The sequence below is a fragment of the Dehalococcoidales bacterium genome (genome assembly GCA_041652735.1).
Taxonomy (GTDB): domain Bacteria; phylum Chloroflexota; class Dehalococcoidia; order Dehalococcoidales; family RBG-16-60-22; genus RBG-13-51-18.
The window spans coordinates 42657-62822 of record JBAZGT010000007.1; the positions used below are offsets into that span (position 1 = coordinate 42657).

Consider the following 20166-nt stretch of genomic DNA (forward strand, 5'->3'; position numbering starts at 1 on the left):
GTGGATAACATTAACGCCGTGGCGGATATGATCATAAACTCGGAGAAAATCGTGGTCTTCACCGGGGCCGGTTTCAGCACGGAGTCGGATATTCCTGATTTCCGCGGCCCTCAGGGTGTCTGGAGCAAGTTTGACCCTGACGAGCTGAACCTCCCCAATTTCCTTCGCAGTGAAGAAATCAGGGAAAAATACTGGCAGGTGCACCGCCTGTTTTGGGAAGCCGTCAAGGACGCCAAGCCCAACAGCGGCCACTACGCGGTAGCAGGCTTACATAATATGGGCAAGCTGGACTGCGTTATCACTCAGAACACGGACGGCCTGCACCAGAAAGCCGGCCTGCCGGATGAAAAGGTGCTCCAGCTTCACGGCACCATGCACTATGTGGACTGTCTTAGCTGCGGTAAGCGCTTTCCGCGGGACTACGCGCACCAGAAAATGCTGGCCGGTGAGGCTGTCCCGCGCTGCGGGGAGTGTAAGGGTATCCTCAAGCCGGCCACCGTGGCCTACGGCCAGTCCCTGCCCGTGCGGGAGACCGAGGCCGCCACGGATAGCTCCGCTGGCTGTGACTTGTTCCTGGTGGCCGGCTCGTCTTTAGTGGTCTACCCCGCCGCCCAGATGCCCCTCCTGGCCAAACGCAATGGCGCCAGGCTCGTTATCATTAACCTTACGGAAACACCCCACGATAATTACGCGGATGTGATTATCGCGGAAAAGACCGGGGAGACCATGTCCGCCATCGTGGCGCGGGTCAAGGCAAAGCAGCAGGCCTGACGCCGTAATAGCTATCGGGCCTCCCCTTTTCCCCCCGCCCCGGATATCCCGGACCTGCCGGAATCCCTGGTGAACGCCATGTCCTCGCCCAAAGTCGCCAAAGCGTTCTGGCTGTGATATGATTTCTTGGGGGTGTTTTTTACCCCGCAGGAACGCGAGGCTATTTTGATACCGGAGTTGGTCAGCTTTATTACCCGCCGTGAAGGACGCAAGTTCCGTCATTTGCGTCCTTCTATCCCGGACTACCTGGTGCGTGCCGGGAGCCTGGGCCAAAAGGACGGCGGTTCTCTCTACGTGCATATTCCCTTCTGCCGCTCGCTCTGCCCGTTCTGCTGTTTCAACCGCTATCTCTTTGATGAAAGCCTCGCCCGCCGCTATTTCGCCGACCTCAAGCAGGAGCTGGAGATGTATATCCGGCGGGGCTTTAAGTTTTCGGAAATCTATTTCGGCGGCGGCACGCCCACCGTTATGATGGATGAGCTGGCCGACTTTGTGGCGTTGCTGCATCGGGAGTTTTCGGTTAAGGAGATTTCCCTGGAGACTACCCCCCGCGAGCTTACTGCGGAGAATGTCCGGCTGCTGCAATTGATGGGCGTTAACCGGCTCTCGGTAGGGGTGCAGAGCTTTGATGAAAAAGTGCTTAAGACGATGGGGCGCGTCAACGGCCCGGCGGACGAAGTGAAAAGCCGCCTGCTGGCCGCCCAGGGCAAGTTTGCCACGCTGAATGTGGATTTCGTCTTTAATTTCCCCGGCCAGACCGTGGCGCAGTTTGAAGCCGATGTGGCGGCCTTCAAGGAGCTGGGACTCGACCAGGCTACCTTTTATCCCCTGATGGCCTCGCCGCACAAGAAGGACGCCATGGAGCGGCGCTTCAATAAGGTGGATTTTTCCCGGGAGAAGCGCTTTTACGATGTTGTTCTCCGGGAGCTGTATCACGGCGGCTATACCGCCTCTACCGCCTGGTGCTTTTCCCGCGGCGAACGCCTCATTGACGAGTATATTATCAAGTCGGACGACTATATCGGCATCGGGTCGGGCTCGGTCAGTATCATGGCGGGAAATTTCTATATCAACTCCTTTTCCCTGGAGCGCTACCACGAGATGATTGCCGATGGTAAACTGCCGGTGGTGGGCTGGCGGCGTCTCGCTCAAAAAGAGAGCCGGCGCTATTACCTCCTGACCAAGCTCTTCGGGCTGACGGTGGCTATGCCTGCCCTGCGTCAGCGCTTCGGTCTCAAAAAGGGCAGCGGCCTGGGTCTGGAGCTGGCTTTTCTCCGGGCGGCCGGCGTCGTTAAAGGCGACGGCACCCTCCGCGTCACGGAAAAAGGCATGTACACCGTCAGTGCCATGATGCGCGATTTCTTCGCCGCCCTCAACACCCTCCGTGAATACTGCATCGAGCACCAGGTCTAGGTTCCCTCCCCCCTTATCCCCCCGCTCACCCTGAGTGAGCGACTTTGTCGCCATCCCGCACCGATTCGTACCTCATCCGGTGTCCCGCATGACCATGGGGAATCGGGACATGACGCAGGAATCGGGACTTGTCGAAGGATCCAGCGCAGCCTTGCCCTGCCATGACCATCAAAAAAATGTCATTCCAGCGAAGCCGTGCCCCGTATGACAATCGGGGGCTGGAATCCACCCTCTGCTGGCCTCATTATTCGGGGTATAGACACCCAAAGACTAGGCATAAATTCCCCTCAGCCCTCCGCCAATTACAAACTCCATTCCTCCCTCCCCCTCTCTGTCAACGGAGAGGGGGACACAGGGGGTGAGGTCAGTCCTCCCCTGGTGCTTTTTTAGAGTTTAGATATTAGTATTTAGAGCTTAGATATCAGGCTTTAGAGCTTACTATTCCGCGTCACCATCCCCTTCCTTTTCTCCACTAACCCCTATATACTAAAAACTGTTAACTGTAAACTCTTAACTGTCAACTGTTTACTCTAAACTCTCCCTTACCCCTCTTAACATAAACTAAAAAACAAATACCCGGATTTTGTAGCTGATTTAACATAAACAAAAAAACAAATGATTACGTACAAATCGTATTTGCACCTTAACAAAAAAAATAAAAAAAACAAATGACAAATCCGGTAGGGTTTCCGGTGGGGAAAAAGTCCTTACTTGAAGGCGGTGTGCAGACCCGCCGCCCCGAAGAAAAGCGGCTGGTAACGCACTTCGCGGAAACCCTCCCCCAGCAGCATCTCCCGCACTTCCGTAGGGGAGTGATAGTGCCGGGCGGACTCCGCCAAATAGTGGTACGCGCCCTTGTTGCCGGAAAGCAGTTGCCCCGCCGGCCCCACGTAGGCGCGCAGGTAGAGGTGGAAACACGCCCGGATAAAGGCGTTCTCCGGCTGGCTGGACTCCACGGCGATATACCGCCCCCCCGGTTTCAGCACCCTCAGTACCTCGGCCAGGTGCGGCGGCCCGAGCGGGTTCTTGTAGGTCAGGTTGCGGAAAGCGAACGATATCCCCACCCGGTCGAAAAAAGCGTCGGGGAAGGGCAGGTGCGTGGCGTCCCCCTCGATAAAGCTCACCTTGACCCCGGCCTGCTCTGCTTTCTGCCGCGCCTTGGCCAGCATCGGCGGGGAGTAGTCCAGTCCGGTTACTTCCGTGTCTTTACCCGCCAGCCTGGCTATATTGATGGAGAGGTCGCCGGTGCCGCACCCGATATCGAGGATTCTTTTCGGGCCGTCTTCCAGGCAGGCCAGCGCCGCCTTTCGCCGCCACCGCTTGTCCATCCCCAGCGTTATAATGCTGTTGATAAGGTCGTAGCGGGGGGGTACGGCGGTGAACATGCCGTGCAGCGGGCGGGGTGCCTCCGGGGCGTTCTGGTTTTCCATTTTCTTAAACGGCGTGCGCCAGGATATATCCTATGCCTATTAAAAGCTGTGTTCCCATCACCACCATCACGTTGGCGGCCATGCCCGGCATGAATCGGGCGGGGTCTTCGGAATGGAAGGAGCCTCGCGTCGCCCGTATGGTCAGCGGGAGCGTCAGCAGCCCCAGCAGCGTCCAGGCGGGCATGTGGGGGTTGATATCGCCCCAGCCGATTGCCACCCAGGCGATAATCCAGGCGTAAACCGCGTAGGCCGCCACCGTATAAACAGTCGCCGCGTTTTTCCGCCCGATGGCGATGGGCATGGTGCGGCGGCTGGCGATTTTATCCGCTTCCACGTCCGGGAACTCGTTGAGCAATAGCAGGTTGTGCACCAGCAGGGCGGAGGGGACGCAGGCGATGATGGCGTCACCGGTATAAGCCCCGGTCTGCACGAAGTACATGCCCAGTATCGGCAAAGCTCCAAGGCCGACGCCGGCGCTCCACTCCGGCCAGGGGCGCTTGAGGATAAAGGGGCTGTAAAGCACGATAAAAAAAGTGGCTATTATCAGCAATGGCAGCAGTTGCCAGCCGCTTACTACGATAAAATATACCCCGATGGGTACTGAAAGCAGGAAACAGCCTATTCCCAGCCAGAGAACCTGGCGCGGCGTGAGCAGGTTGGCGGGCAGGATGCCGCTGCCGCCGCTGAACGGCGTGCGTATCGCCGCTTGGTCGACGCCGCTGCGGAAATCGAAATAGTCGTTGAGGATGTTGACACTGGCGTGGGCCAGCAGCAGCCCGAAACCGGCCAGCACGGCGTGCCAGATGTTGACCTCGCCGTCATACCAGGCCACGGTGGTACCCATGAAAGCCAGCACCACGGATAGGATGAGGAACTGGGGGCGTGTTTCCAGGAACCAGAATCTTAATTTACTCACAAAACATGCTGCTTTAACCGGCTTTTTTAGGGACAGTTATATTATACCATCCTGCCGCGTCTTATGGCGATAATCCCCCTGACTAGAGGTCCAGTTGCACTGGGCCTTTGGTGCCGGGCGCGGTAGGACCATCGTAGGACATTTCTTTACCGTTCATCGTCTTGGTAAAGCGGGGAGAAAGGAGGATGGCGTGGAACAGGATAGGCTTATCGATTTTCCTGAAATTCAGCGGGCAGTGTACCATGCCCTTGGGGATAAATATGATAGTGGGTTTATTGATGAGGTGTGGTTCCTGCTCGTCCCCGATGCAGAAATCCACTTCCGCCTGAAAAGAGCTGAACAGGTCCGGTAGCTGACCGCCGAGGAATATAAGGTATTCATCAACCTCATGGGTATGCGGTTCTCTTTCCAGGTATATCGGCTCCACGAATAGCTGCCAGCCCATGTTGAGGTTAGCGCCGGGAATTTGGCGGGCGCCCCGGAAATAGGCCTGCGGCCCGGCTACCGCCGGCAGATTGGACGGCTCTTTGAAGTCGGTCAGGAAGAACTGGTCATATTTGTTATTGGTCATTGGTTAACTCTCCCCTCATTCGGTAAAATATCCTGGACTGTGGCGCTCATTTACTCATTAATTTATCTGATATATAAAGTGCTGTCAAATAGAGGATAAAAACCTATCAATTAACGTGTGTTACAAGAGATAACAGATATTATACAAGCTGATAATTGTATAACAACTGGGTAAAAGATAAAAAAGTGCAGGCCTTACCCTGAGCACGGATAGGAAATATTTCAGCAGTCTTAACCGTCAAAGAAGACAGTGCTTCTTTAAATACAGGTTACCCGCTATTGTGCCCGGAGTAAAGGCCTGCGCAAGTTAGCTTTAGCCATCCGTCTGGCGCTGGTCGCCGTTATTTAAAAAACGGCGATTGTTCGACGTGCCGGACCTTCAAAGCTTCGAAAGCATCATCAAGAGCGATAACTTCCTGCTTGACCTTATCTTCCAGACTGGAAAGGTTTTCAACTACCTCATTGATACGGTCATTCAGGGCATCGGCTTTGCGGGCAGACTCTTCTCTGACCTTGGCTACCGCGGCCTCGGCGGCTTTCTTGGCGGCTTCAGCGGCTCTCTCACCGCTTTCTCTGGCCTGGTCGGCGGCTTCCCGGGAATCACGGGCAGCAGCCTGCGCCAGTTTAACCGCATCCTCAACGCGCCGGATGTAATTCTCCAGTTCGTCGAGAATTACTGGGAGGGGCTTGGTCATGATAGCCGGTTGTATTTCTTCGGGTTCAGGAGAACCGTCGGTCGATTTATGGGGGTTCTTAATCATTTGAGTAGCTCCTTATATGACTTAAAAAAGTCGCAATATTCTATTTTAATAATCGTTTCTCAACACCCGCAGCCATTTCAACCAGGGTGGAGTTCAGCAGCCGGGCGAGAGCTAAAGCTTCTTCCGCGGTTTTCTGGACCTTGAAAATGGCATCGGCGGCCACTCTGGAAGCCTCGCTGGCGGCTTTTTCACCGGCACGGCGGGCTTCTTCAGCTGCTTTGCGGGCATCAGCCGCGGCCTCGTTAGACAGCCGGATGCTATCTTCAATCTCATCAAGAATCTGGGGGAGAGGTTGAGTCATAATTTTCTTGGGTTTCATTTCGGTTACCACGTTTTCTCCTTATAAGGCATGCCTCGCGGCAGTCTCTCACTAATTATATTATTTATTTTATTTACCACACAATTTCAAAGGTATGGTATGCCAACAAGATGGAGAAGGACGGTCTGTAATAGAACTCGTCCTTCCCCGGGAGTACATATTAAGTTACGATACTATATACATATATTATTTTATTTAGAAACCCAGACCGAGAGCGGAAAGACCAACGCTGATGGCAACGGCACCGAATACCGAGGCCAGCATGGCAACAATCAGGAACACGATAAATTCCCAGGAACCGAGTACTTTACGCACTAAAGCGGTAGGGATGGCTTCCGCGGCTTTTCTACCAGCTTCTTCGGCGGCTCTGGAAGCAGCCTCCGCTGCGGCGATAGCTTGCCTGGCAACATCTTCCGCCCTGGAGGCGGTAGCTTCTGTGGCGCGCCTGGCTTCTTCAGCGGCGGCGTGGGCAGCCCTGGCCACTTCTTCGGCACGCTTGGCGGCTTCCTGAGCCGCCATTTTAGCGGCTTCAGCGGCTCTAGCGGCGTTTTCACCTACGGATTTGGCAGCGGCTTCAGCGGCTTCCTTGGCCCGCATGGAGGCTTCCGCAGCTTTCTTGGCAGCTTCCTCAGCGGCTTTTTGAGCTTTCAGGCTGGCAGCTTCTGCAGCTTCCTTGGCCAGCATGGCGGCTTCAGTAGCTTTCTTAGTTGCCTCTTCAGCAGCTTGTTGCGCTTTAAGACTGGCGGCTTCGGCAGCTTTCTTGGCTTCTTCCGCGGCTTTTTGAGCTTTCAGGCTGGCAGCTTCCGCAGCTTCCTTGGCCAACATGGCGGCTTCAGTAGCTTTCTTGGCTGCCCCTTCAGCAGCTTGTTGCGCTTTCAAGCTGGCGGCTTCGGCAGCTTTCTTGGCTTCTTCCGCGGCTAGTTTGGCTTCTTGTGCAGCTTTTCTGGCGTCTTCGCTGGCGGTCCTGATAGCGGTTTCAGCCTTACGTGCAGCTTCCGCAGCGGCAGCCCTGGCGGCTTTTTCAGCTTCCAGGGAAGCGGCGCGGGCGGCATCGGCAGCGGCTTCAGCAGCCTTGGCCATGGCTTCCGCCTGTTTTACCATCTGGTGCAGCGCCTGGGAGGCGGCTTCTATGGCTTCATCACCGGCCATATCCGCCAGGGCAGCTTTCTTGCGGGTCTTGTCAGCTACCTGGATACCCTTGGCAGCAGCAGCTTTGGCTTCCTGACCGGCTTCTTCCACCCTCTCGGCGAGTCGGCCGGTAACTCTAGAAGCGGCATCAATAGCCTCATCGCCGGCGGCGTCAGCAGCTTGAGCTCTCAATTGTACTACATCAGCAGCCTGGTAGGCGCTGGCGGCAGAGCGTTTGGCTTTCCTGCCGGCTTGTTCAGATTTAACGGCGGTTTCCGCCGAGAATGTATTGGTAAGTTCAGCCCGGGCTGTTTTAGCGTCTTTGGCATCATCATCCGCCAGTTTGCCGGCGGCGTTGGCCGCTTCAATAGATTCGTGGACGGACTGGGTAGCTATGGAAGCTTTTTCCTGGGCGCGGGCGGCGGCTTCTTCCGCAGCTTTTTCCGCGGCGGCCAGAGCGGCCTTAGCGGCGAGTTCTATTTCCTCCATCTTGCGGGTAGCTTCATTGGCGGCTTCTTCCGCGGCTCTCATGGCCTCTTCCGCCTTACGTGCAGCTTCCGCAGCAGCGGCTTCCGCAGCTCTCATGGCAGCTTCTGCAGCGAGCCTGGCAGTCTCACTGGCTTTTTCTGCCCGCCTGGTGGCATCCCCGGCAGCTTTAGTTGCTTCCGCTCCGGCTTGCTGTGCCAAGCGGACAGCTTCCTCGGCGGCAAGCTTGGCGGCGGCACTGGCTTCCTCGGCTTGACGGGAGGCTTCCTCGGATTTCTTGGTAGCATCAGAGGCGGCTTTTTGTGCCGCTTTGGCGGCCGTTTCAGCGGCGGCGCGGGCAGCGTCCGAGGCAACCTGAGCTTTCTTGGCGGCTTCTTCCGCGGCTTTACGGAAAGATTCGATAGCGGCCTTGGCGCTAGCGTCAGCTTCCTCAGCTTTACGCATGGCGGCTTCGGCGGCGAGCCGGGCGGCTTTGGCGGTTTCTTCCGCTTTGCGGGCAGCGTCCGCGGCGGCTTTGGTAGCCGTCTCGGCGGCCAGCTGACCGGCCCTCTTGGCTTCCTCGGCGCGTTTCTCAGCTTCGGAAGAAGCTTTGGTAGCCGCGGCGGCAGCTTCTTTGGCCGCTCTCGCTGCCTCTTCGGCTTTACGGGCGGCTTCCGCCGCTGCCCGGATATTCTCGTCCATTTCATCGAGAATCTGAGGGAGCGGTTTACTCATTATTTTGGGAGATTTTGCAGTCTTCTCTGGTTCCGGGGAAAACTTACCAACCATGTGCGTTCTCCTTTATTTGCCTATTATCGTTCACAGGGCAGTATTTTCACTGCCTCGAAAGGCTCTAAACGGATATTATTATAGTACTATTTTATGTAATTTGCCAGATGTCTGCCACAATATTTTCGTATATATTTGCGTATTTTCATAATCGCACTGGTAAATAGGTGCCCCGGAAAAAGAAATATTATTGGCCGGGAGATTCAATAGTTGCAAAATAGTAAAAAATATGTTAATAATAAATTACGAATCATGTTTTATTGATACATGAATCAATCCTTCATGTAATAATATCACCACGATGGATTAGTGTCAACATTGTTCCGTGAGCCTGTTGGTATATCCAGGAGAAATAACATGCCAGAGTGGACTTTTATAACCAGACATGCAGTAGTCCTCAGTTTAATCTCCAAGCAGCCGCGTATTACTGCGTTAGAGCTTGCCATGGCGATGGGCATCACGGAAAGGGCGGTTAGAAAAATCATCGCGGACCTGGTCGCCGGTGGATATATCCGTAAAAAGCCGGAAGGCAGGGGAGTGAGATACCGTATCAATCCGCATCTGTCACTGCGGCGGGACTCCCATTTGGAAGTAGCCGTAGGTGATTTGCTTAAAGCCCTTGGCTGGAAGAAAGACGAGCAAATTCTCTGATACTCTCCAGTAAAACGCTTAATTACGATAAATCCTACCCTTAACGTTAACCTCTTTTCCCAGAGCATCCCCGCCGGTTTTCAGAAATCAATTTACCCGTGTTATAATGCTCACGTCAGGCAGTAGCGTTGTAGCATGCCAGGAGATAACATAAAACATGTTCTTGAAACCTGATAGTCTTACCGAGTTGTCCTGCGGGCAGTTCGAAGAATTTATCATATCGATGGGAGAGCCTGGTTACCGCGCCGGACAGCTCAGGAAATGGGTTTATGAGAAGTTGGCATTTTCTTTGGCAGAAATGACCGACCTGCCGCTGGCGTTTCGTGAAAGATTGGCGCAGGAGACAAAATTACATAGCCTGGAGCGAATCCAACAGTCGACCGGAAAAGATGGCACGGTAAAGTCTTTATTCGCTCTGGCTGACGGCAACACTGTGGAAGCGGCGCTGATGTATTATGGCGGGGAGGATGGGGGAGAGCGCCGGACGGTCTGTGTTTCTACCCAGGCGGGGTGCAGTATCGGATGCCCTTTTTGCGCCACCGGCCAGCAGGGGTACCAGCGCAATCTCACCTCGGGTGAGATAATTGACCAGGCATTGTATTTTGCGGGCTTTCTGAGAGACAATTCCAGGGAAAGCGGGGACCCGGCAGGAAAAACCGGTGGACGCGTTTCCAACATCGTTTTTATGGGCATGGGGGAGCCTCTGGCGAATTATGACGCTTTATGGCAGGCAGTAGAGACGCTGAACGCGCCGGAGTGTTTTAAACTGGGGGCGCGGAACATGGTAATTTCCACGGCCGGGCTGGTGCCCCAGATTAAGCGCCTGAGTAAAGAAAAGCTGCAGGTAGGCCTGGCAGTATCCCTCCACGCCAGTGATAATAAACTCCGGGATAGACTGGTACCGGTAAACCGCAAATATCCGCTGGAAGATCTTATTCAGGCCTGCCGGGAATACAGTCTGGTGAAGGGGCGGCGCCTGAGTTTTGAATATATACTTTTTAACGGCCTTAATGATTCCCCGGAGCAAGCGCGTACCCTGGCAATGCTTATCCGGGGCATTAAATGCCACGTTAACCTTATCCCCGCCAACCTTACCTCGGAAAAAGCTTTCCAGCCGCCACCGTACCACCGGGTGCTGGCTTTCGAGGAGACATTGAAGCAGTGTCATGTTAATGTAACCTTACGCGAGCGGCGCGGGCAGGATATTGACGCCGGGTGCGGTCAGTTGCGGAGCCGCTACCTTAAAGAGACCGGTAGGGAGCGAAAGAAAGACTCAAGATGGGAAAAAGCGAATCATGTCTCATGAAACGATTCTGTGGATAGCCTTTGCCATCATTGTGCCGGTGGCGCTGGGGCTGGACTTGGGAGTCTTCCAGCGCCAGGCGCATAAGGTTAAAGTAAAGGAGGCGCTGCTGTGGAGCGCCGTTTGGATTTCCCTCGCGTTGTTGTTCGGTCTCAGCATCTACCTGATGCTCGGCTCGGAGAAGGCATTGAATTTCTTCACCGGGTACCTGGTGGAGGAATCCCTTAGTGTTGATAACCTGTTCGTCTTTCTGCTGATATTTACTTACTTCTCCGTACCGGAGCAACACCAGCATCGCGTCCTTTTTTGGGGTATCGTGGGGGCGATAGTCATGCGCGGCATTTTCATCGCCACCGGCATAACGCTGCTGGACAACCTCCACTGGGTTATTTATATCTTCGGGGCTTTCCTGATCTTTACGGGGATAAAATTGGTCACGCAGAAAGACAGGGAGCTGAAACCGGAGAAGAACCCCGTGCTGCGGCTTTTCCGCAAGTTTATGCCTATTACCAAACGGTTTCACGGCAGCCGGTTTTTCGTGAAAGGCAAGAGGTATCTGCTGGCCACGCCTCTTTTACTGGTGCTGATCGTCATCGAGACCACGGATATTATCTTCGCGGTGGATTCGGTCCCGGCTGTTTTGGCGATAACGCGGGACCCGTTTATCGTGTACACGTCAAATATCTTCGCGATTCTGGGACTGCGGGCGATTTACTTTGCGTTAGCCGGCGTGATACTGCGGTTGCGCTTTCTTAACTATGGTCTGGCGGTAATCCTGGTGTTCCTCGGGGTGAAAATGGTAGTCTCCGCCGATTTCTTTCACGTAGAAATTTCACAGATAGTGTCTCTAGGAGTGGTAATAGGGATATTGGCAATATCGGCGATAGCCTCCGTACTCATACCGGAAAAAAACGGGAAAACGGATGATTCGGCAAAAGAATAGGCTGGTATTATTATTCTTGACCGGTGCCGTAGGGTGGCTGTCCTCTAACCTTTGGTGATTCCTTTTTTCAGCAGCTCGTCAAAAGCGGTGAACCATTTTAGCTTGAGGTCATCGTTCCAGGACGGGTCGAAATCAGGAAACTTGGAGAGCAGCATACCATTCCAAGATGAAGCCTTTGGTATTTCGTCCACAGCTTGTGGAATTTCCGCATTCCGCTTTGTCCTATTTACCGCTTTCTTGGATATTACTTTAGTACCAGCGCCGGAATAGGCCGATCTGGTCCGTTTGGTAATAAACGGTGATAGCGGCATGCCGGCATCATTAGCCAGCGCGATAAAGAATTTCACGCATTTCCGGCTGACATCATCGGTCAGTTGGAAGGTGTTATGGAATACTTCAACCAGTTGCGCGTAGGTGGCGTTTTCCAGCTCCAGGGTGCTCTCCAGGACAAAGCTGAACGCGTCAAAAGCGATGATGCGGAGAAGCTGTGCCCGCTGCTCTCCCCGGGCGGACACCAGCGGCTTAAGGCGTTCCAGCGGCTTGCCATTGGCATCGATTAGGTTCAGAAAACGCAGGGCCGCCATCAGCTGGATGCCGGTGCTGCCGGACAAAGTCTCCCCCCAGTAGCTGCGGTCGATACGGGAAGGCATTTGCTCCTGTAAGCGTTCTATAAAATTATGGAAGGTGCGGTAAGAGACATAAGGGGGCAGGTGTTTGCGTCCTTTTTCAATGACCATAATCAACCCTCACTTAATGTTAACCATTATATGCCAAAAGAGGACAAGTTACAAGCATTATATTCTGGAAACACGGAAAAATGTTTCTGGTAAACAGCGTGGTGCGTTATGGAATTATTACGGGACGCCCGAGAAACAGTAAGGACAATATTTAGAGGCTGGTGTTGGAATAGGGTAAGATTAATTATCGTTTTGAATAAACGGTAAAAACGCACAAAATTTTAAAGGAGGGACTTAATCAAATGGCTACCCCAATCGAGTACCAAAAACTTATGACGGAAATCGTTTACATCAATCTCCCCGGGCCGGAAGATGCGGCGCCCAACATGACCGGCGGCGAACTGCTGCATGGTTTCCTGGCTGAACTATACCGGATTCCGAACAACGAGTTCAAAGAGCACCTTCATGCTCTCTGCAACAAGTGGAACATCCGCTTCCGCGATACCAGAGGTAAATAGCAAATACTCATATATATATATAAGGTAAGAACCTGCCATGCAGGCGGCGGCAACGCCGTAAAGGAGGTATAAGTGAAAAGAGACAGGATAGGCGCTATCGATGTCGGAACAACCAAGGTATGCACAATCATGGCCGATGTCCGCGATGACGAGGGCATTCGCGTTTTGGGAGTTGGTGTAGTCCCATCGCGTGGTCTCCATAAGGGCCTGGTGGTCAACATTAACGAAGCCAAAGAATCGATAAGACAATCGGTACGGATGGCGGAACAGATGGCCGGGCGGAGACTGGAATCGGCTTATATTGGCGTTACCGGCAGGCACATTTCATCGGTGAATAACAAAGGTTCCATCTCTATTACGCGCAACAATCAGGTGGTCCACCCGGATGATCTGAAGCGTGTCCTGGATGTAGCCCGCATCGTGAAAGTGCCTACCGAACAGAAGCTTCTCCACGTTATTCCCCGCGAATACGTGGTTGATGGCCAGGGGCATGTTAAAAACCCCGTCGGCATGCACGGTTTCCGCCTGGATGTGGAAACCCATATTATTACTGCGGGTGTAACCTCTATACAGAACCTGACCAAATGCATCCGCGGCATCGGCGTAGAGGTAGAAGACCTGGTAATGGAACCTCTCGCCAGTGCTGAGGCGGTACTGGAGACGGAAGAAAGACAGGACGGTGTACTGCTGGTGGACATCGGCGGCGGCACCACGGACCTGGCGCTCTTTAAAGATGACACCATTTACCACACTTCCGTATTGCCTGTAGCCGGCTATCAGGTAACCCGCGATATCTCGGTAGGGCTGGGCATTACTTATGAGCTCGCCGAGGAAATGAAAAAGAGATACGGTGATGTGACCCCCAAGGACGTAGATATGAACCCGAAGGAAATAGCCATTACCGGGGACGGGCACAGTATCTCTTATAATGACCTTTCTGATATTATCCGCGTCAGGGTTGAGGAAATGCTGCGGCTTATTATGCTGGAGCTCCCCCAATCCGATTACCGGAAATTAATCCCGGCCGGACTGGTAATAACCGGCGGCGGCGCCAACCTTAACGGTATTGCCGAATTGGGGCAGAAGATAACCAGGATGCCGGTCAGGCTTGGCTATCCGATGAAACTCCGCGGTGTGGGAGACGTACTGGACAATCCCGCCCATGCCACCGGCGTCGGTCTCCTTTTGTGGAACCTTAAGAAACAGAGCCATGATAAATCGGCGGCGCCAAAGGTCAGTGAAAAAGGACCGCAAGGCATCATGGCACGTATACTCAAACTCTTTAGAAAATAACAATTGAATATATTGATGGAGGGCTGTAATGGCAAAATCAAGTTATATCTCCAGCGGCGCTAGAATAAAAGTAATCGGGACCGGGGGTGGCGGCTGCAACGCGGTATCGAGAATGGTCCGCGAACACCTGCGCGGGGTTGAGTTTATCGCGATGAATACGGACGAGCAAGCCCTCGAAATTACCGAGGCAATGCAGCGTGTACAGCTGGGTGGAAAGGCCACCCGCGGCCTGGGTGCCGGCGGGGACAATCTTATCGGCCGCAAGGCAGCTGAGGAAAGCCGTGATGCCATCGCCGAAGTGGTCTCCGGAGCGGATATGATTTTCATCACGGCCGGCATGGGTGGGGGTACTGGCACCGGCTCGGCTCCGATAATCGCTGAAATGGCCAAGAAGAGCGGGGCGCTCACTATCGCCGTGGTGACCAAACCATTTTCTTTCGAAGGTACGCACCGGAACAAGACCGCGGAAGAAGGCATCAAGGCCTTGATGCAGAACGTAGATACCCTGATTATTATCCCCAACGACCGTCTGCTCGACTTGTGTGACCAGAAAACGAGCGTGGACGGGGCATTCCGCCTGGCGGATGAAGTGCTGCACCATGGTGTGCAGTCAATTGCCGAGGTTATCACCGTACCCGGCCTGATTAATCTGGACTTCGCTGATGTACGGACGATAATGAAAGACGCCGGTCCGGCCTGGATGTCCATCGGGCGGGGGACGGGACAGAACCGCGCCATAGATGCCGCCAGAGAAGCCCTGGCCAGCCCGCTGCTGGATGTATCCGTGCACGGCGCCAAGGGTGTGCTCTTCAACATCGCCGGCGCGTCTCTCACCTTATTTGAGGTCAATAATGCCGCTGAGATAATCCGGCAGGCGGTGGACCCGCAGGCCAACGTAATATTCGGCGTAATGCTGGACCCCAACATGGGCAATGATGTTCGGCTTACCCTGGTTGCTACTGGTTTCCAGTCCAGGGAGGACATGGCCGGAGATGTCAAAGAAAAAGAGTTGACCCGTCTGCTTAAGGGCATCGGGGATGATGAACTGGATACGCCTTCCTTCGCCCGGCAGCGTACCGCTTATCAGCCTTCCAGGACCAGTCCCGGCAGGAGAAACTAACACTACTATTAGGAACAGGAAAGGAGCGCCCTAGTGACAATTATTGATGTTGCCATTAACCAGGACAGGACTTGCATGAGCCAGCTGATGAAGAAATTCGTAGGCAACCGGTGCTGCCTGGGACTGCTCAGGTTTTTCGCGATACACCCCAACGGACGGTTCAGCCACCTGGCGGTGGTACATGCCATCGATGAAGCCGGGAGCCGACTGGAAGTAGAACAGGCGTTGAAACAGATGGCCGATGAAGGCTTGCTTTCGCCGGTTAGTGAAAACGGAAATGTCTTTTACAGGCTGACCAAGGAAGAGGCAACCCGGAAGCTGATACTGAACGTGGCGCTCCTGGACTGGCGTGATTGGCAGTTGGTACTGGAGCATGTGTAGTCGGCCACACTAAAAAAGCGGAAAAGAAGGGCTTTCCTGGCCGGTCCGGGGATATAATAATAGAAACAGAGACACCGGTTAGGCTATAATAGAAAGAAAAGAACCGGCAAAGGAAAGAATATAATGGGCAGAAAAGCAGAAAAACAATCACAGCGCAGGTCATATAAAGAAGCATTCAAAGACGTGAAGCACGGGCATGGTACCCGGCCTGTAAGAAAGAAACAGGAATCGGCTCTGGGCAGATAATCACAAACCAAGGGTCGCTTCCTCTTAATGGAGGGATAATCATGACAACTGGAACGGTAATGCGTCTGGTTGGTGAGCATGGCTATGGTTTTGTCTCCAGCAACGCTGGAAAAGATATATTTTTCCATTACAGTCAGCTTGAAGGCATTAAATTCGGGGCTCTTAAAGAAGGGCAAAACGTAAGCTATAAGGTGGGGTTGGGAGAGAAGGGACTCGTGGCTAAAGACGTTAAGTTGTGCCGGTCGATATAATAGCGTCCGCTACAACGATAAACTGGACCGGGGCCGACTAAAAAGAGGCGGTTCCGGAGGGGTGGGGAAAGAGCCTTAAGCCGCTGCAAAGGCGCGGCGGAAAAAAGAATAAGGAACACTGAAGAAAGTCTGCTAATGCAGGCTTTCTCTTTTGTGCGCGGTTTTTTTCGGCCGGTACAAAAAAGTATTGAAAGAGGGGTTAGGCATACGCTCCGTCATCATAGCACCAACAACGATAATGACCGCAAGTCTAAAAATAACCTGCTGCGTTTTCACGGGGACGCCGCTTCTTCCGCGGTGGAAGAAGCGGCCATCAATTACCAGTCCCCGTCAATAATAGCGGCGGGGGCCAACGCGCAAAGCGTGTCTATCCTGGCCACAATGGTCAATCTGTGCCTGTCCCTGGTATGCATCAAAGCGCCGGCGCTTATCGAGCGTCTGGGACAGACCAAGCGCGGCGCCGTAATCCTCAGCTTTTTAAACTTGCTGGTATGGGTACCGCTTATCCTGGCTTTCCTGTTGTCCAACATGGGCATTACGCCGGTTTGGCTGGCTATGCTGTGGCTGGTAAACGTCATGCCTGGGATACTGCTAAGTTTCCAACGGGACAACTGGATGTCCAACATCGTGCCGCCGCAGACTTTGGGACGTTATCTGGGACAGCGCCTGGCAATAAAGAGCGCTTTTTACCTGGGCGCTTTCTGCCTGCTGGGGTTCATGCTGGATGCTCAGGGAGAGAAAAGCCTGATAAGCTTCGCCTTCATATTTATTATCGCGCTGGTGATGTCCGCGTTTGATTTTGTCATTTTCACCCATATGCACGAGCCGGTGAAGAAAGAGCCCGTGAAACCGGCGCCGGAACCGCCTGTAATAAAATTCGGCCTGTTCAGCTATATAAAGGAGTTAAAAGAGAAGAAACTCAACTTGTTCATCGGATTTACATCTTTGTTCTACCTTACGGTTGGATTGACCGGGCCGCTGTACGCGGTGTATATGCTGGAGGAGAAACATTTCACCTACCTGAGTTTTACGGTTATTATCGCCACGGAGTACCTGGCCAGGGTGGTCAGCGCGCCTTTCTGGGGTAAATATGCGGATAAAAAGGGCAATATCAAGGTGCTGGGCATCGTTTCCCGCATCATTCCAGCCGTCCCCATCGCCTGGCTGTTCTGCTCCAACATCGGTTACCTGGCCGCGGTCCAGATGATATCAGGCATATGCTGGGGAGCTTTCGACCTGTCCACCCAGAGCTACCTGTATAAAGTAGCGCCACCGGCGAAAAAGCTGAAATACATCGTCTATACCCGCTGTCTGATACTGCTTTCCACCGCCGTGGGCGGCTTAATCGGCGCTTACCTGGTCGATGGCGTTTTCATGATTTTCGGCAGCCGGCTACTGACCATCTTTATGATTTCCGGCTTCTTCCGGGCGGTGGTGGTAATGTACTTGATACCAAAATTGGTGGACCTGGCGGTATCCTACGGCAAACCCAAGTCGCCCCCTAAAGTTGAAATGGCGGTGCCCGGGACGCCCGTGACATCCAGGCGCGGCCTGTTTTATCAACAGCAGGAGTTAGCTGAAGAGCAGGTAAATTCTCCGGTCATCGAGTATAACGCGGTCAAGCTTTCCGCTGACCTGGAGGCGATGCGGCAACATAACCGGCTGCTGGAAGAGAGGCTGGCTAAAGCCCAGACGGCTAAAGAGGAAATACTTGCGCTGTCTAAAAATTTGCGGCGGAGCCAGCGGCGGACCTGGGTAACGGAAAAATTAATACAGCCGAATATCATCAAACAAGAAGCTGTTATGCCGGCTAAAAGTGTGCTGAATACCACACGTCGCAATTGGGCGGCCGCGGCCACCCCTGCAAAAGAGAAAAAGGTATCAGACCGCCCGGTGGTGTCAAAATCGTCACGCCGCCCCTGGTTCGGCGATTCGGAGATAGCCGCGGCTTATACCGCCAGAACAGCCGAGCCTGTATTACTGATGCCGAAAAAGGACATGGGTCGTACCGGTGCCGGCAATGGTCTTTACCACGATAATGCCGGCTGGACGAACTATCTTAGAGAAACGATGCAGTCCGTGATGCGGGAAAATCGCGACCTCAAAGCGGTGCCTGATATCAAGCCGGCGCCGATAGTGAGTACTGTACCTGCGAGAGTGTGCCGTCCGGAAAAGCTGCCGTTCCAAGGCAAACTGCCGGAACTGGTAAAGGTGCCGGTCTATCTGCGCTAAAGTCCGTGCTGAATAGCTAAAACGGCCGCCCGGGTGCGGTCCGCCACGCCGAGTTTGGCGAGGATAGCGCTCACGTGGTTGCGTACCGTACCCTCGGATAAATACAATTTATCCGCGATGTCCGCGTTGCTCAAGCCCCTGGCTATCAAACGCAGCACTTCCGTTTCCCTTTCGGTAAGGATATCGGTGATAAGTGTGGTCGGCTGGTTCTGGTGGCTGGAAGCCTGGCGCAATACCTTCCCCGCCACAGAGGGATCCACGTACGTTTTACCGGCCACCGTGCCCCTTATCGCCTTGACTACCTCCTCCCGGGAGGTGTCCTTCAGCAGATAGCCGGACGCTCCCGCCCGGATGGCATCTAGTACCCATTCGTCATCGTCATAGGTGGTCAGCACCAGGACTTTAACGGCGGGATATTCGGTACGTATCTGCCCGGTGGCTTCAATACCGTTCATCACCGGCATCTTGAGGTCCATCAACACCAGGTCAGGTGCTTTTTCCGCCACCAGCCTGACGGCCTCGGCGCCATCGCTCGCCAGGCCTATTACGTCAATATCCCGTTCGAGCTTCAGGAGCATTTCCAGTCCGTCCCGGACAATCGCCTGGTCGTCGCAGATAATTATTTTCATCAGCATCCCTTATTATATCGTTAGCTGCACGGTAGTGCCATTTCCCGGTTCGCCGGTTATTTTTAGTTCGGCGGCCATGAGCTGTGCTCTTTCCTGCATCACGGTAATCCCAAAATGCGCTGTTTTTTCACTTTTATTGATATCAAAGCTGATGCCGTCATCATGCACCGTTAGCACTGTTTTACCCTGTATAGACTCCAGTTTTACCGCGAGGTTTGTAGCGCGGGCGTGCTTTACCGCGTTGGTTACCGCTTCTTGCGCGATGCGGTAAATGCCCTGCTCCAGGTCCGGCGAGAGTACCGGCAGGCTTTTTGTAATGGACAGATCCAGGGCAAGTTTGGCGCGCGCTGCCGCGTCTTCCGCCATGGTTTTTAATGCCATCGCCAGCCCCAGGTCATCCAGGGGGCTGGCGCGGAGCGCCTTAAGCGCCCGCCGCGTTTCTTCCAGCCCGGCATGGGCGGCGGTTAAAGACTTGTCCAGTAGCAAGCGTGCCGCCGGCGGGTCGATATCCCAGTAGGCTTTTACCGTCTCCAACTGGACGGACAGGCCGCTTAAGGAATGCGCCAGGGTATCGTGCAACTCACGGGCCAGCCGGTTGCGTTCCCGGCTTGTGGTAAGCTGCTCCAGAGTGCCGGCGTAATGGGTCAATCGCAGATTGGCGGCTTCCAGGGACTCCTGCTGACGCCTTATCCGGCTCATCAAATAGCTGATGGAAAAGCCCACCGCCAGGTAAACGACAGCCTGAATCAGGGTAATCACCATCATTCCCTGAAAAGGCGGCGAACCGCGGTCAGACGAAGACCACATCGAAAGGAAATTCAGCCCCATAATCCCCAGGATGACGAATAGCATATACTGCCATTTATACTGCCAGGCAACCAGCAACAGACCGGTGAAGAGAAATGGGAGTATCGCCAGCACCTGTCCTTCCGGCAGGACGAAGCGGGGGCCGAGGGGAGACATTCGGCTGATAAGCTGATTCACGATGACCGGCATCACCGTGATGATGAAAATCATCAGCGGCAGGAAAGCCTTTTGCAGTGTTTCCTGCGCCCATCTCCAGTAACTCAGTCCCAGACAGAAAACGGCGATGTAACCCAGCAGCAGATAATAGTCCAGATTGCGAGGTTGCTGGCTCCAGAACGATTTACTGAGGATAGCCAGTATCACCAGATAGCCTATCCACAGGAAAGAGGTGAAGCGGATAAGACGTATCACATCCGGGCTGGGCGTAGTCCTTTTCATAATTACATTATAATGCCTGGTCAACTTCTACGCATGTGACTCAACTCATGTCGCCCTGTGGCAGCCCATGACTTTTGTCATTACAACACGTTCAAAAAGTCATGCTGAAACAGGC

20 protein-coding genes are annotated in these 20166 nt (G+C 53.9%); 11 read left to right on the forward strand and 9 right to left on the reverse strand.

The window, feature by feature from the left end; translation table 11 throughout:
• Nucleotides 1-771 carry a Sir2 family NAD-dependent protein deacetylase gene (locus tag WC370_04050; protein ID MFA5308645.1) on the forward strand — a complete coding sequence of 257 codons (771 nt, stop codon included), beginning with the start codon at nt 1-3 and terminating at the stop codon, nt 769-771.
• Nucleotides 772-936: 165 nt separating this feature from the next.
• Entirely contained in the window at nt 937-2184 is a 1248-nt protein-coding gene (locus WC370_04055; protein ID MFA5308646.1) for a coproporphyrinogen III oxidase family protein, read from the forward strand.
• A gap of 707 nt (nt 2185-2891) precedes the next feature.
• Here the strand turns inward: WC370_04055 and WC370_04060 are convergent.
• The 6 genes from WC370_04060 to WC370_04085 all read right to left on the reverse strand — a co-directional run bounded on the left by WC370_04060 (nt 2892) and on the right by WC370_04085 (nt 8508).
• Entirely contained in the window at nt 2892-3614 is a 723-nt protein-coding gene (locus WC370_04060; GenBank protein MFA5308647.1) for a ubiquinone/menaquinone biosynthesis methyltransferase, read from the reverse strand.
• Between the two features lie 4 nt (nt 3615-3618).
• On the reverse strand, nt 3619-4530 hold the full coding sequence (locus tag WC370_04065) for a prenyltransferase (GenBank protein ID MFA5308648.1): 912 nt from the start codon (nt 4528-4530) through the stop codon (nt 3619-3621).
• 82 nt (nt 4531-4612) lie between these two features.
• On the reverse strand, nt 4613-5101 hold the full coding sequence (locus WC370_04070; GenBank protein ID MFA5308649.1) for a hypothetical protein: 489 nt from the start codon (nt 5099-5101) through the stop codon (nt 4613-4615).
• Between the two features lie 340 nt (nt 5102-5441).
• On the reverse strand, nt 5442-5861 hold the full coding sequence (locus WC370_04075) for a hypothetical protein (GenBank protein ID MFA5308650.1): 420 nt from the start codon (nt 5859-5861) through the stop codon (nt 5442-5444).
• 40 nt (nt 5862-5901) lie between these two features.
• A complete protein-coding gene (locus tag WC370_04080; protein ID MFA5308651.1) occupies nt 5902-6192 on the reverse strand; it encodes a hypothetical protein in 291 nt (96 codons plus the stop codon).
• A 183-nt stretch (nt 6193-6375) separates the two neighbouring features.
• Nucleotides 6376-8508: a hypothetical protein gene (locus WC370_04085; protein ID MFA5308652.1), complete on the reverse strand. Its 2133-nt coding sequence runs from the start codon at nt 8506-8508 to the stop codon at nt 6376-6378.
• Nucleotides 8509-8919: 411 nt separating this feature from the next.
• Between WC370_04085 and WC370_04090 the strand changes: the two genes are divergently transcribed.
• The 3 genes from WC370_04090 to WC370_04100 all read left to right on the forward strand — a co-directional run bounded on the left by WC370_04090 (nt 8920) and on the right by WC370_04100 (nt 11459).
• Nucleotides 8920-9213 (forward strand): winged helix-turn-helix transcriptional regulator, encoded by a 294-nt coding sequence (locus tag WC370_04090; protein ID MFA5308653.1) that lies wholly within the window; start codon nt 8920-8922, stop codon nt 9211-9213.
• Between the two features lie 157 nt (nt 9214-9370).
• Complete coding sequence (gene rlmN / locus WC370_04095; GenBank protein ID MFA5308654.1) at nt 9371-10519, forward strand: 23S rRNA (adenine(2503)-C(2))-methyltransferase RlmN; 1149 nt, start codon at nt 9371-9373, stop codon at nt 10517-10519.
• Nucleotides 10509-11459 (forward strand): TerC family protein, encoded by a 951-nt coding sequence (locus WC370_04100; protein ID MFA5308655.1) that lies wholly within the window; start codon nt 10509-10511, stop codon nt 11457-11459. The genes rlmN and WC370_04100 overlap by 11 nt, the downstream gene beginning before the upstream one ends.
• Before the next feature lie 44 nt (nt 11460-11503).
• On the opposite strand, the gene WC370_04105 is transcribed toward WC370_04100, so the two are convergent.
• Nucleotides 11504-12196: a hypothetical protein gene (locus WC370_04105; protein MFA5308656.1), complete on the reverse strand. Its 693-nt coding sequence runs from the start codon at nt 12194-12196 to the stop codon at nt 11504-11506.
• 242 nt (nt 12197-12438) lie between these two features.
• Here WC370_04105 and WC370_04110 point away from each other — a divergent pair, with 242 nt between their 5' ends.
• The 6 genes from WC370_04110 (at nt 12439) to WC370_04135 (ending at nt 18177) form a co-directional block, all read left to right on the forward strand.
• Nucleotides 12439-12654, forward strand: a complete 216-nt coding sequence (locus WC370_04110; protein ID MFA5308657.1) for a hypothetical protein — start codon at nt 12439-12441, stop codon at nt 12652-12654.
• Between the two features lie 72 nt (nt 12655-12726).
• Nucleotides 12727-13947 (forward strand): cell division protein FtsA, encoded by a 1221-nt coding sequence (gene ftsA / locus WC370_04115; GenBank protein ID MFA5308658.1) that lies wholly within the window; start codon nt 12727-12729, stop codon nt 13945-13947.
• A 28-nt stretch (nt 13948-13975) separates the two neighbouring features.
• Nucleotides 13976-15067: a cell division protein FtsZ gene (ftsZ, locus tag WC370_04120; protein MFA5308659.1), complete on the forward strand. Its 1092-nt coding sequence runs from the start codon at nt 13976-13978 to the stop codon at nt 15065-15067.
• 33 nt (nt 15068-15100) lie between these two features.
• Nucleotides 15101-15448: a hypothetical protein gene (locus WC370_04125; GenBank protein MFA5308660.1), complete on the forward strand. Its 348-nt coding sequence runs from the start codon at nt 15101-15103 to the stop codon at nt 15446-15448.
• Nucleotides 15449-15735: 287 nt separating this feature from the next.
• Entirely contained in the window at nt 15736-15945 is a 210-nt protein-coding gene (locus tag WC370_04130) for a cold shock domain-containing protein (protein MFA5308661.1), read from the forward strand.
• Nucleotides 15946-16098: 153 nt separating this feature from the next.
• Complete coding sequence (locus WC370_04135; protein ID MFA5308662.1) at nt 16099-18177, forward strand: MFS transporter; 2079 nt, start codon at nt 16099-16101, stop codon at nt 18175-18177.
• Here the strand turns inward: WC370_04135 and WC370_04140 are convergent.
• On the reverse strand, nt 18174-18806 hold the full coding sequence (locus WC370_04140; protein ID MFA5308663.1) for a response regulator transcription factor: 633 nt from the start codon (nt 18804-18806) through the stop codon (nt 18174-18176). The two genes, WC370_04135 and WC370_04140, sit on opposite strands and share 4 nt — an antisense overlap.
• Nucleotides 18807-18818: 12 nt before the next feature.
• Complete coding sequence (locus tag WC370_04145) at nt 18819-20051, reverse strand: sensor histidine kinase (GenBank protein ID MFA5308664.1); 1233 nt, start codon at nt 20049-20051, stop codon at nt 18819-18821.
• Nucleotides 20052-20166 lie beyond the last annotated feature (115 nt).